The following is a 12,111-nucleotide window of genomic DNA, read 5'->3' on the forward strand; positions in this document are numbered from 1 at the left end:
CCTGCATGTTCCTGCCCGCCGCCGCGAGCGCGTCGGCCGCGGCGCCGTCCGCCACGACCGCACCCGGTTCGACCGTGCCGGACCAGGACCCGTTCTACGCCGCCCCGGCCGACATCGCCTCGTACGCGCCCGGCGCGCTCGTCGACAGCCGCCCGGTGCCGGGCGTCAACCTCTTCGGCATCTCCGTCCCGGTGAACGCCTGGCAGATCTCCTACCGCACCAACGACTCCCACGGGCAGCCCGAGTTGGCCGTGACGACCCTCGTGGTGCCCAAGGCCGCCTGGACCGGGTCCGGGCCGCGGCCGGTGGTCTCGCTCCAGACGCCCGAGGACAGCGTCGGCACGAGCTGCGCCCCCTCGTACCAGATCGCCACCGGCCAGGACGTGCAGGACGCGGCGCTGGGCGCCCAACTCCTCGCGGCCAACTGGGCGGTGGCGGTGCCCGACTTCGAGGGGCCCAAGTCGGTGTTCCTCGCCGGGCCGCAGGCCGGGCACGCCGTGCTCGACGGCATCCGCGCGGTGAAGGCGTTCGACACCGCGGGTATCGGCCCGTCCAACCCCTGGGCGCTGGACGGCTATTCGGGCGGCGCCGAGGCGACCGGCTGGGCCGCGCAGCTCCAGCCGTCCTACGCGCCCGACGTGAAACTGGCCGGCGCCGCGGTCGGCGGGCTGCCCTCCGACCCGGCCTCGGTCGCGGGCTACATCGACGGCACCGCCTTCGCCGGCTTCGAGTTCGCCGCCGCGTACGGCCTCGCCACCGAGTTCCCCGAGTCCGGCATCAACGGGCTGCTCAACTCCCGCGGGCAGCAGGACTTCGCGTCCATCAAGGGCAGCTGCGAGCTGAACATCCTGCCGGCCTACGCCTTCCGGAAGCTCAACCAGGACACCACCTCGCCCAACCCGCTCGCCGTTCCGTCGGTCGCGGCCGTCCTGCGTGCCAACACCCTCGGCTCCACCGCCCCCGCCACCCCCGTCTACGACTACCACGCCAACACCGACGAGATCGTGCCCGTCGGACAGGACAACACCACCGTCAGCGGCTGGTGCGCGGCCGGCGGCACCATCGAGAAGGTCCGCGACCTGCTCGGCGAGCACGCCGAGGAGGCCGCCGCCCGCGCGGTGTCGGTCGAGGTCTTCCTGGCGAGCCGCTTCGCGAACAAGCCGCCGAACAGCTCCTGCTGACGTTACGTCAGGCGACATCTCGCGCCGGCCGGATGCGGCCGAGCCCTTTCAGGCGCCTGCCCGGCCGGACCGGGCAGGCGCCCCAGCATGGTGAACAGGCCCTGGGCGCAGGCGGGTTCAGGGCGTGACCAGGAAGACGGCGCCGACGTTGCCGCGGCCTTCCACGACGGCGTGGGCGGCGGCGCGCTCCAGCGGGAAGGCGGCGTGCACCCGGGGCACCAGACGGCCCGCGATGGCCTCGGCGAGCGCGAGTTGTGGCACGGCCACTCCCGAACCTCCGAATGGTCCGCGCACCACGGTCCCGACCGTAGGACCCGCGGGGCCGTAAACCGGTTGCGGGGGTGGCCGGGGATGGTCGAGGATCGCGGGCTGTGACGACTTCCACCGATGACGGCTCCCGTGCCCGCTCCGCGTCCCGCCCGCTCGCGCTGGTCACCGGTGTGGGGCGGACGGTCGGGATCGGCGCGGGGATCGCCGCGCAACTGGCCGACTCCGGCTGGGACATCGCGTTCAGCTACTGGAACCCGTACGACGCGCGGATGGCGTGGGGGGTGGAAGACGGCGCGGTCGAGGCGGTCTCGGCCGACCTGGGCGGGCGCGGCGCGGCCACTGCCGCGATCGAGGCCGACCTCGCCGAAGTGGACGCGGCGGCACAGGTGTTCGACGCGGCCGAGCGGCGGCTCGGGCCCGTGAGCGCGCTGGTGATGTGCCACTGCGAGTCGGTCGACTCGGGCCTGCTGGACACGAGCGTCGAGAGCTTCGACCGCCACTTCGCGGTCAACGCCCGCGCGAGCTGGCTGCTGGTACGGGAGTTCGGCCGCCGGTTCGCCGGGGCCCACGGCACCGGGCGGATCATCGCGCTGACCAGCGACCACACCGTCGGCAACCTGCCCTACGGCGCCAGCAAGGGCGCGCTGGACCGGATCACCCAGGCCGCGGCCAGGGAGCTCGCCCACCTGGGCGTCACCGCCAACGTCGTCAACCCCGGCCCGGTGGACACCGGTTGGATGACGGACGGACTCCGCGACGACCTCGTGGCGCAGACCCCGCTCGGCCGCCTCGGCACCCCGCGCGACACCGCGCACCTGGTGGACTTCCTCTGCTCGCCGCGCGGCCAGTGGATCAACGGGCAGCTCCTGTACAGCAACGGCGGCCTCGCGTAGGGCGCGTCGCGCCCACCCGCCCGGTTCAGGACGGGTAGGTGCTCAACTCCACGAGGTTGCCGTCCGGGTCGCGGACATACACGCTCGTGATCGCTCCGGTCGCCCCGGTCCGCTCGACCGGCCCCTCCTCCACCGCGACACCGTGCCCGGCGAGTTCGGCGACGACCTCGGCCAGCGGCTGCTCCACCACCAGGCACAGGTCGGCGCTGCCCGGTGTCGGCCGCGCGGCCTTCGGTTCGAACTCGTGCCCCGCCCGGTGCAGGATGATCTTGCCGTGCCCGAAGGTGAGCGCTTTCCGCCCGCCCCGGAACGTCACTTCCGTCATCCCCAGCACCCCCGCGTAGAAGCCGATGGCGGCGTCGATGTCCCTGACGGTCAGGACGAGGTGGTCGAGTCGGCTGACACGCATGGCGGCTGCACGGTTCCTTCCGGCACGGGGGTACGGGGTACGGGGTACGGAGGTTCGGGCGTACCAGGTACGGGCCTACCTGCTACCCGGCGAGCGTACCGAGCGGGTCGGGCGGACCGGGCCGGCGCCACGTACGTCGGGCGTCCGGCGTGCGCCATGCCCGCTCGCTACGGCCGAATGGTGGGAATTGCCGCGCATTCCGGCTAACCGTGGTGCGAGGAGCGCCGACGGCGGGCAGGAGCTAGCCGATCCCTCCGACCGCACCGACCCCACCGCACATCTCCAGCCCATCGAGATCCAGATGACCGTCACCACCGTCGCCAACCCGCGCGGCCGCCCCGGCTACGAGGCGTCGCTGCCCTGCGCGCCGCAGAGCGCGCGGTCCGCGCGGAACCTCGTCACGATCGTGCTGAGCGTGTGGGCGCTGGACGACCTGACCGAGGACACCGCCGCGGTGGTCGGCGAGCTGGTCGCCAACGCGGCCCGGCACAGCTCCGGTTCGCGGCTTCGGGTGTCGATCAGCCGGCCGAGCGGGCAGCTCGTCCGGGTCGCCGTGACCGACCACTCCCCCGAACTCCCGGTGCTGCTCCGCCCCGACTCCCACGACGAGCGCGGCCGGGGCCTCGTCCTGGTCACGGCCCTCGCCGAGGCATGGGGCGCCACCCCGCTGCGCCGCGGCAAGCGGGTGTGGGCCGAGTTGCGCAGCACCACCCGCGCCTGACGGCCGAGTTCGGGCCGGGCCGGCGCCCGGACGAACCCGTACGCGCACCCCCGCGCGTCTCCCCCGCGTCTCCCACCCGCGCACCGCTCCGCGCATCTGGCACGCTGGCTGTCATGGACCTGAGAACGTACGACCTGAACGGTTCGCCGTCCGTGACGGCCGACGAGCTGTGCGACCGGATCGACCGGCAGGACCGTGCCGTTCACGCGTTCGTCGCCGGGTCGGAGACAAGTGCCGCCCGGCGGGAGCGCGTTCGCCGGGAGCTGGCGGCGGTGTACGCGCGCCGGCCGGTGGACGGCGCGCGGCTGCCGCTGTTCGGCGTGCCGGTCGCGGTCAAGGACATCGTGCGGGTGGACGGGCTGCCGACGCGCGCCGGATCGGGGCTGCCCGCCGAGGAGTTCGAGGGCATGCAGGCGTCCGTCGTGGACCGGCTCCGCGCGGCCGGGGCCGTGGTCGCGGGGAAGACGGTGACGGCCGAGTTCGCGATGTCCGCACCGGGCCCCACCCACAATCCGCACGCGCTCGACCACACGCCCGGCGGCTCCAGCAGCGGGTCGGCGGCAGCGGTCGCGGCCGGCCTGGTGCCCCTGGCGATCGGTACGCAGACGGTCGGATCGATGATCCGGCCGGCGTCGTACTGCGGCGTCGTGGGGTTCAAGCCGACCGTCTCCCGCATCCCGATCGACGGCGTCGTCCCCAACGCGCCGACCCTCGACACCCTCGGGATCTTCGCCGCGACGCCCGCCGCGGTCGAGGCGGCGGCCGCCGTACTGTGCGACGGCTGGCAGCCGGTACGCAACGCCGTACAGCGCCAACCGGTGTTCGGCGTGCCCGACGGTCCCTACCTGGACCGGGCCGGGGCGCAGGCGCGTACGGCGCTCGAACGGCAGGTGGCGGCCCTCACCCGCGCCGGGCTCACCGTGCGCCGGGTGCCGATGTTCGCGGACCTCGCCCGCACCGCCGACGACCTGTTCGCCGTCAACCGCCATGAGGCCGCGCGCAGCCACGCCGAGTGGTTCCCCCGCTACGGTGCCCGCTACCGGAAGCAGTCCGCGGCCACCGTCCGCCAGGGGCTCGCGATCTCCCGCGCGCGCTACGACGAGGCGCTGTCGGCGCGTGCCGCCTTCCGCGCCGGCCTGCTCGCGGCGACCGACCGGGCCGGGGTCGATCTCTGGATCTGCCCGGCCGCCACCGGCCCCGCGCCCCACGGCCTGTCCGACACGGGCGACCCCGTCATGTGCCTGCCCTGGAGCTACGCGGGCTGGCCGTCGCTCGCGCTGCCCGCCGACCGGACCGCCGACGGGCTCCCGCTCGGCTCCCAGTGGGTCGCGCGAGCGGGAGCCGACGAGCAACTCCTCGCGTGGGCCCGTACCACCGCCGCGCTGCTCCTCCCGACGACGGGCCACGCTGTGACAGGCCACGCGCCGGCGGGACTCCCGCCGGCCGGCCACTCGCCGGGCGTCGAGGCATGGAACGGCCAGGACCCGAACGCCCGTTCGCGGACCCTTCAGCCGCCGACGTAGGCCGCCAGGTGCTCGCCGGTGACGGTGGAACGCGCGGCGACCAGGTCGGCGGGGGTGCCCTCGAAGACGATCCGCCCGCCGTCGTGGCCGGCGCCGGGGCCGAGGTCGATGATCCAGTCGGCGTGCGCCATGACCGCCTGGTGGTGCTCGACGACGATCACCGACTTGCCTGCGTCCACGAGGCGGTCGAGCAGGCCGAGCAGTTGCTCGACGTCGGCGAGGTGCAGGCCGGTGGTCGGCTCGTCGAGGACGTAGACGCCGCCCTTGCCGGCCATGTGCGTGGCCAGCTTGAGCCGCTGCCGCTCGCCGCCGGACAGCGTGGTGAGCGGCTGGCCGATGCCGAGGTAGCCGAGCCCGACGTCGGCGAGTCGGCCGAGGATGGCGTGCGCGGCCGGGATACGGGCCTCCCCGGCGCCGAAGAACTCCTCGGCCTGCGCCACCGACATCGCGAGCACCTCGCTGATGTCGCGGCCGCCGAAGTGGTAGTCGAGCACGGACGCGTCGAAACGTTTCCCCTCGCACACCTCGCAGACGCTGGCCACGCCGGCCATCATGGCCAGGTCGGTGTAGATGACGCCGGCGCCGTTGCAATTCGGGCAGGCACCCTCGGAGTTGGCGCTGAACAGCGCCGGCTTCACGCCGTTGGCCTTCGCGAACGCCTTCCGGATCGGGTCGAGCAGACCGCTGTACGTCGCCGGGTTGCTCCGCCGCGAGCCGCGGATCGGGCTCTGGTCGATCGACACCACCCCCGCGTCGGCGCCCGCCCGGCCGCCCGCGAGCGATCCGTGCACGAGCGAGCTCTTGCCGGAGCCGGCGACGCCGGTGACCACGACCAGCACCCCGAGCGGGATGTCGACGTCCACGTCCTGCAGGTTGTGTGTCGTCGCCCCGCGGATCGGAAGCACGCCGGCCGGTTCGCGCACGGTCTCCTTCAAGGCGGCCCGGTCGTCGAAGTGGCGGCCGGTGACGGTGTCCGCCGCCCGCAACTCCTCGACGGTGCCCTCGAAGCAGACGGTGCCCCCTGCCGTGCCGGCGCCGGGACCGAGGTCCACGACGTGGTCGGCGATCTCGATCGTCTCCGGCTTGTGCTCCACCACCAGCAGCGTGTTGCCCTTGTCCCGCAACCGCAGCAGCAGGTTGTTCATCCGCTGGATGTCGTGCGGGTGCAGGCCGACCGTCGGCTCGTCGAAGACGTAGGTCACATCGGTGAGCGAGGAGCCGAGCTGGCGGATCATCTTCACCCGCTGCGCCTCACCGCCCGACAGCGTGCCCGACGGCCGGTCGAGCGAGAGATAGCCGAGGCCGATCTCGGAGAACGAGTCGAGGGCGTCCCTCAGCGCGGTGAGCAGCGGCGCCACCGAGGGCTCGTCGAGGCCGCGCACCCACTCGGCCAGGTCGCTGATCTGCATCGCGCAGGCGTCGGCGATGCTGATCCGGCCGATCCGCGAGGACCGCGCCCCCTCGGCGAGCCGGGTCCCCCCGCACTCCGGGCAGGCGGTGAAGGTGACCGCCCGGTCCACGAACTCCCGCACATGCGGCTGGAGGGAGTCCCTGTCCTTGGACAGCATCGACTTCTCGACGCGCGGGATCAGCCCCTCGTAGGTCATGTTGATGCCCGCGATCTTCATCCGGACCGGCTCGTGGTGCAGGAAGTCGTGCAGTTCCTTCTTGCTGAACCGGCCGACCGCCTTGTCCGGGTCGTACAGACCCGACTCGACGTAGAGCCGCGAGTTCCAGCCGCTGCCCGTGTAGCCGGGCACGGTGATCGCGCCCTCGGCGATCGACTTGGAGGCGTCGTAGAGCTGCGTGAGGTCGATGTCGGAGACCGTGCCCCGGCCCTCGCAGCGCACGCACATGCCGCCGGTGCGGTTGTACGTCACCTTCTGCGCCTTGTTGGCGCCGCGCTCGACGGTCATCGAGCCGCTCGCCTGGATCGAGGGGACGTTGAAGGCGTACGCGCTCGGCGGGCCGATGTGCGGCTTGCCGAGCCGGCTGAACAGGATGCGCAGCATCGCGTTGGCGTCGGTGGCGGTGCCGACCGTGGACCGGGTGTCGGCGCCCATCCGCTGCTGGTCGACGACGATCGCGGTGGTCAGCCCCTCCAGCACGTCGACCTCGGGCCGCGACAGCGTCGGCATGAAGCCCTGCACGAAGGCGCTGTACGTCTCGTTGATCAGCCGCTGCGACTCCGCGGCGATCGTGCCGAACACCAGGGAGCTCTTTCCCGAGCCGGACACGCCGGTGAACACCGTCAGCCGCCGCTTCGGGATCTCGACGCTGACGTCCTTGAGGTTGTTCACGCGGGCGCCGTGCACCCGGATCAGGTCGTGGTCGTCGGCGGACCGCGGTTCGGGTGGGCGCGCGGCCGTCCTCGCACTGCTCTGCGCGTGGGCGGCCGCGTTGCTCTGCGCGTGGGCGGCCGCGTTGCTCCTGGCTCCGGTGCCCGAGCCTGTCGTCGCGCCGGTCTTCCTGGCCGTGCTCATCCCTGTCTCCATCTGCTCAACGGAGCCGCCTGCACGGTCCCCGTCTTCGGTCAGCTTCGTCTGGACCTGATCCAACCAGCTCGGCGCGGTATGTCCAGCGGTTACCGCATGCCCGCGATCACGGCCTACCGGGGCTGGTGAAGGCACAGCATGCTGCCGGCCAGGGCACGGAAGGCGCAGTCGCGGAGCCCGTACGGCTGGTCGATCGGCTCTTGGAGCGCCTCGGCACCCGCGGCCCGGATGCGCTCGATGCGCCGGCGTGCTGCCGGCGGTGAACCAGATCGAGATGCACCCGCTGTTCCCGCAGCAGGAGTTGCGCGGGCAGCTCGCCGACAAGGGTGTGGTGGTGGAGAGTTGGAGCCCGCTCGGTCGCGGCAGCGCTCTGCTGGCCGCCCCCGCGGTGAAGGCGGTCGCCCAGGCGCATGGCTGCACGCCCGGCCAGGCGGTGCTGCGCTGGCACACCCAGCTCGGCGCGGTACCGATCCCGAAGTCGGGTGACCCGCAGCGGCAGCGCGACAACCTGGACATCTTCGGATTCGAGCTGTCCGGGGAGGAGTTGGCCGCGATCACGGCCGGCGAGCGGCGGCGGCTGGGCGGCGACCCGGAGCAGCACGAGGAGTTCTGAGCGGCGGGCGTGCTCGCGTACGGGCCCGCACGGGCAGCGCGAGCAGCGCGGCGGGGCGGGCGGCGCGGCGGCCACGGGACCGGCAGGGGCGGGCGCGGGACCGGCACAGGGGCGAGGGCGCGTCGATCGCGGGACCGGCCCGGAACCCCCGCGGCGCGCGCATGGCGTGCGACGGGCGGATCACCGCGCGGGCAAGCCTCGGGGAGCGCGACACACCCGGGAAGAAATATCCCATTTGCGGCTAAATGAGCCGAATGCCATCCTGAAGATCCAAGCCGATCAAGAGGAGATGGTCCCATGGCTTCGGAGCTGACAGCCCAGGTCGAGACGGCAGCCCTTGCCGCTGAGGTCGAAGGACTGCTGGATTCCGCAGAACCGGAAGGCATCTACCGCGACACCCGCGAGTGCAGCGGAGCGCTTCTGCTCGCGTCCCTGCTTCTGATCTCACCGCCCACCCCGCGTCCGAAGACGGACACCCGCTGACGCGGAAGGCGACACGTTGGCCGAGCAGCCGCAGGGGAACACCTCACTGAGCGCTGTGGTCGCCGACATCGCCACGGGAGTCGTGCTCGCCCTCGACGGCGAGCGCGACTCCTACGCGCTGTCGGGTGTCCTCGCGCAGGACGACCCGGTCGCACTCGCCGCGATCAGGGTCCTGGGGGCAGATGTACTGGCGCCGTACGCGGCGGCCACCGACACGGGGACAGGCCGAGCCGCCGGGCGCGGCAACGGAAACGGAGGCGGGGCCGGCCTTGCGGACGAGGCCGTCGTACGGAAGGCGCTCGCCGCCTACCCGCCCGGCGCGGACGCGTCCGACGTGTCCGTGTGGAGCTATCGCGGGCTGGTGGAGGCGTCCCGCGCCTTCCTGCCCGGGGGTTCCGGCGCGGGCGGACACAGCGCGGGTCACAGCGTGGGCGGTTCCGGCGATGGCGGACAGGACGGCCGGCCGGCCGAGCCGCACGCGGGCACCGACTGGCTGTACTCCGACCCGTGGCCCAAGCTCGCCCATCGGGCCTCCCAGCTCGGCGCCCTGTCGCTGCCGGGCCTGGCGCCCGCGCTCGCCGACGGCCTGGCCGCGCGCACCGAGGACCTGGCCCGCGGCTTCGTCCGGGCGGTCCGCCGCCGGGACTGGCTCCAGGCCGCGGGCATCGGGCGCTGGCTGGCCCGGGTACCGGACGTACCGGACTCCCTCGGGCTCGACACGGGGCTGGTCTACGTCCTGCGGATGAGTGGCGGCGACCCCCGGGTGGCCCTGCATGCCGCGGTCGCCCGGCGCTTCTACGGGCGCGGGGCGCGGTGAGCGCGGGCGCGGGCGGGGCCACGGGACCGGGCGCGGGTGCGGCCGCGGCCGGTCCGGCGCGGCCGGGGGCGCCGGACGCGCCGGTCGTGTCGGACCGAGTCGGCGCCACGCGGACCGCACCGGGCCGAGACCGCCAAGTCCACGCCGGCTCACCGGACTTCCCCGCTCGCCCCGGCGCGCACGGCGGGCCGCCCCACCCGGACGCCGAGTTGCTGGACCGTATCGTCGCGGGCGCGCTCGCCCGGATCGACGCGATGCGGCCGTCCTTCCGGCTGCCGGCCGACGTGGCCACCGACGCCGACCCGAACCTCACGCTCAAACCGCTGGGCGAGCTGGCCGAGTTGACCGACGTGGTGCGCGGCTGCCACCCCCAGCCGGGGGTACGCGCCCTGGCCGACGTCCTGTTCGGGTACGCCTGGAAGGAGACCCGCGGCGGCGAGCTCTTCGCCGACCTGATCCGCGGCGAACCGCAGGCGACCTACCCGGTCGAGTTGTACGGGGTGTTCGCGCGGGCCGGCCTGCGCAACCCGGCCGCCGAGGAGCTGATCGCGGCCACCACCGGGCTGCGGCTGTGGCAGCTCGCCCGCGAGGACCACACCCGCACGCTCAACGTCCTCAACGCCGAGCGGCGGATCGGCCTGCCGCCGCACGCCGACTTCGCCGCCGTGCTCGCGCGGACCGGCCTGGGCTGCCGGCCCGAGCCGTGGGCGCTGGACCTGCGCACCGCGTACGGCGTCACGCACGACGTCTTCCACGTCACCGACTGGGGCCGTACCCCGCACCGGATGGCCGAACCTCTCGCCGGCTACCTGCGGTTGTGGCTGCCGGCGTGGACCATGAACTGGCTGGAGGAGCGGCAGTGGGACCTGGCCGGCGAGCTGCTCGCCGTCGCCGCGTGCACGCCGGGCGCGCCATACGACCCGGCGGCCTGGCGGGTGCTGGCGGCGGCGCAGCGCCCGGACGGCGCCGTGCCCGAGACCGGTGACGGGCCGCCCGAAGGCGCCCCGCCCGAGGAGGAGTTCACCGGGTGCTACCACTCCACTCTGGTGATCGCGTTCGCCGCGACCCTGGCTCGTACCGCCCCCGCCGCGTTCGGCGTGGGCACCGCACCGACCGCATCCCCGCACACGTCCGCGTCCGCACCCCCACCCGCTGAGAGCGAGGCCATGCCGTGACCGCCGCACCTCCCGCGCTCCTGCACCGTGTCGGCGACCAGGCGCTCGCCTGGCTGCACGCCAACCGCGAGTACTTCCGGCTCACCGACGACGACCGCGAGACCGGCCGCGGGCTGGTCGAACGCCTCAAGCCCATCGGGGAGTTGGCGATCAACATGCGCGTGCTGGCGCGGGAGGGCGTCGCCGGGTCGCGGCAGCACGACCTCTCCGTGCGGCTGCTCGACTTCGCCTGGCGGGATCTGCTCGACGGCGGCAACGTCCTCGCCGAACTCCAGGCCCAGGAGCCGCTGTCCCCGGTGCCGCTGGAGATCTACGGCAGCCTGCACGAACTCGGCCACCGGCACCCGGGGTTGGAGGCCGCGATCGACCTGGCCCGCAGCACCGCATGCTGGCAGGCGATCGAGATGCTGCCGAACCGCCGGCTCGGCCTGCTCAACGCGGAACGCAAGCTCGGCCTCGTGCCCAGCGGCGACTTCGAACAGGCCGTTTCCGCAACCTGGTTGGGCCACACCCCGGAACCGTGGACGGCACAGTTCCACATCTCCTACGACGTCACGCACACCGTCTTCCACCTCACCGACTGGGGTGCGGCGCCGGACCGGCTGCCGCCGCGGATCGCCGCGTACCTGGCGCTGTACCTGCCCGCATGGGCCGCGGACTGGGCGGAGTTGGAGCACTGGGACCTGCTGGGCGAACTGCTCGTGGTCGACGCGTGCCTGCCCCGTCCGACGCTCGACGCGCAGTTGTGGGAGCAGTACGCGGCCGCGCAGTCCGCCGACGGCGCGATGCCCGTCCAGCACGAGATGCCCACCGGGGGGCCGGAGAGGGTCTTCGACATCGTCCACCACCCCACGCTGGTCGCGGCGTTCGCCTCCGCGATGGCCACCTCCCGGGCGCTGTCGTCGGACGTCGCCGCGTGACCGGGCCCGCGGCGGGGCGGCCCAACTCCGCCCCGAACCCGGGCGACCCCGACTCCCGCCCGGGCCAGGGCACTGGGGCCGGCACCCGGACCGGAACCGGCACCGGCACCGGCACCGGCCACTCGCTTGCCGATGCCGATGCCGATCCCGACGTCGCCGCCCGGCTGGAGCAGGCACTGACACAGGTCCGCGCGCCCGACCTCGTCCTGGCCGTCACCCGCGCCGGCCGCCGGACCGTCGCCACCGGCGGCACCGCGGCACCCCGGCTGCCGCGCACGTCGCTCCGCTACGAACTGGGCTCGCTCTCCAAGACGTTCACCGTGCTGCTGCTGGCCGAGCTGACCCGTGAGGGGGCGCTCGGCCTGGACGACCCACTCGCCGCGCACCTGCCGGGGCTGCGGCTGCCGTACCCGAACTCCCGCGCGATCACCCTGCGGCACCTGGTGACCCACACCTCCGGGCTGCCCCGGGTGCCGCGCGACCTGATCCCGGGCGCGCTGCTGCGGCCGTACACCAACGGCTACGTCGGCTACGACCGCGAGCGGCTGCTGCGCGCCTTCGCCGGCACCCGCACCCGGCACGCACCCGGCAGCCACTGGCACTACTCCAAC

12 protein-coding genes and 2 pseudogenes are annotated in these 12,111 nt (G+C 73.8%); 10 read left to right on the forward strand and 4 right to left on the reverse strand.

Annotated features, from left to right (window positions below):
- Positions 1–1,181 (forward strand): lipase family protein (locus tag AC13HU_RS19200; RefSeq protein ID WP_483043128.1); only part of this gene is annotated, 1,181 nt, incomplete at its 5' end.
- 117 nt (positions 1,182–1,298) lie between these two features.
- Here the strand turns inward: AC13HU_RS19200 and AC13HU_RS19205 are convergent.
- Entirely contained in the window at positions 1,299–1,478 is a 180-nt protein-coding gene (locus AC13HU_RS19205) for a hypothetical protein (RefSeq protein WP_483043129.1), read from the reverse strand.
- Between the two features lie 74 nt (positions 1,479–1,552).
- On the opposite strand from AC13HU_RS19205, the gene AC13HU_RS19210 reads away from it, so the two are divergent.
- Positions 1,553–2,344: an SDR family oxidoreductase gene (locus AC13HU_RS19210; RefSeq protein ID WP_483043130.1), complete on the forward strand. Its 792-nt coding sequence runs from the start codon at positions 1,553–1,555 to the stop codon at positions 2,342–2,344.
- Between the two features lie 25 nt (positions 2,345–2,369).
- Here AC13HU_RS19210 and AC13HU_RS19215 read toward each other — a convergent pair whose 3' ends face one another.
- Positions 2,370–2,753 (reverse strand): VOC family protein, encoded by a 384-nt coding sequence (locus tag AC13HU_RS19215; RefSeq protein WP_483043131.1) that lies wholly within the window; start codon positions 2,751–2,753, stop codon positions 2,370–2,372.
- Positions 2,754–2,940: 187 nt separating this feature from the next.
- On the opposite strand from AC13HU_RS19215, the gene AC13HU_RS19220 reads away from it, so the two are divergent.
- Both AC13HU_RS19220 and AC13HU_RS19225 read left to right on the forward strand, forming a co-directional pair.
- The gene (locus tag AC13HU_RS19220) at positions 2,941–3,474 is read left to right on the forward strand and encodes an ATP-binding protein (protein ID WP_483043132.1); all 534 of its coding nucleotides are present in this window, start codon (positions 2,941–2,943) and stop codon (positions 3,472–3,474) included.
- A 113-nt stretch (positions 3,475–3,587) separates the two neighbouring features.
- A complete protein-coding gene (locus AC13HU_RS19225) occupies positions 3,588–4,997 on the forward strand; it encodes an amidase (RefSeq protein ID WP_483043133.1) in 1,410 nt (469 codons plus the stop codon).
- Here the strand turns inward: AC13HU_RS19225 and AC13HU_RS19230 are convergent.
- Both AC13HU_RS19230 and AC13HU_RS19235 read right to left on the reverse strand, forming a co-directional pair.
- Positions 4,982–7,480: an ATP-binding cassette domain-containing protein gene (locus AC13HU_RS19230; RefSeq protein WP_483043134.1), complete on the reverse strand. Its 2,499-nt coding sequence runs from the start codon at positions 7,478–7,480 to the stop codon at positions 4,982–4,984. The genes AC13HU_RS19225 and AC13HU_RS19230 overlap by 16 nt on opposite strands.
- A 125-nt stretch (positions 7,481–7,605) precedes the next feature.
- A pseudogene (locus tag AC13HU_RS19235) lies at positions 7,606–7,728 on the reverse strand (VOC family protein); the annotation flags it as partial.
- Between the two features lie 8 nt (positions 7,729–7,736).
- Between AC13HU_RS19235 and AC13HU_RS19240 the strand changes: the two are divergent.
- From AC13HU_RS19240 to AC13HU_RS19265, 6 genes and pseudogenes are all read left to right on the forward strand, one after another.
- Positions 7,737–8,105: pseudogene (locus AC13HU_RS19240) on the forward strand (aldo/keto reductase); the annotation flags it as partial.
- Between the two features lie 297 nt (positions 8,106–8,402).
- Positions 8,403–8,588, forward strand: coding sequence for a hypothetical protein (locus AC13HU_RS19245; protein WP_483043135.1), 186 nt, complete (start codon positions 8,403–8,405; stop codon positions 8,586–8,588).
- Between the two features lie 55 nt (positions 8,589–8,643).
- Positions 8,644–9,405 carry a hypothetical protein gene (locus AC13HU_RS19250; RefSeq protein ID WP_483043139.1) on the forward strand — a complete coding sequence of 254 codons (762 nt, stop codon included), beginning with the start codon at positions 8,644–8,646 and terminating at the stop codon, positions 9,403–9,405.
- Between the two features lie 86 nt (positions 9,406–9,491).
- A complete protein-coding gene (locus tag AC13HU_RS19255; protein ID WP_483043136.1) occupies positions 9,492–10,580 on the forward strand; it encodes a DUF6895 family protein in 1,089 nt (362 codons plus the stop codon).
- Positions 10,577–11,500, forward strand: coding sequence for a DUF6895 family protein (locus AC13HU_RS19260; RefSeq protein ID WP_483043137.1), 924 nt, complete (start codon positions 10,577–10,579; stop codon positions 11,498–11,500). Before AC13HU_RS19255 ends, AC13HU_RS19260 begins: the two co-directional genes overlap by 4 nt.
- Positions 11,497–12,111: serine hydrolase domain-containing protein (locus AC13HU_RS19265; RefSeq protein ID WP_483043138.1), on the forward strand; the 615-nt coding region annotated here is incomplete at its 3' end. The genes AC13HU_RS19260 and AC13HU_RS19265, both read left to right, overlap by 4 nt.

It is taken from the genome of Streptomyces sp. NH27, assembly GCF_056859195.1.

Coding starts and splice junctions, on each gene's coding strand:
- AC13HU_RS19215 (WP_483043131.1), bottom strand. CDS start 2,753: ATGCGTGTCAGCCGACTCGACCACCTCGTCCTGACCGTCAGGGACATC.
- AC13HU_RS19225 (WP_483043133.1), top strand. CDS start 3,588: ATGGACCTGAGAACGTACGACCTGAACGGTTCGCCGTCCGTGACGGCC.
- AC13HU_RS19230 (WP_483043134.1), bottom strand. CDS start 7,480: ATGAGCACGGCCAGGAAGACCGGCGCGACGACAGGCTCGGGCACCGGA.
- AC13HU_RS19245 (WP_483043135.1), top strand. CDS start 8,403: ATGGCTTCGGAGCTGACAGCCCAGGTCGAGACGGCAGCCCTTGCCGCT.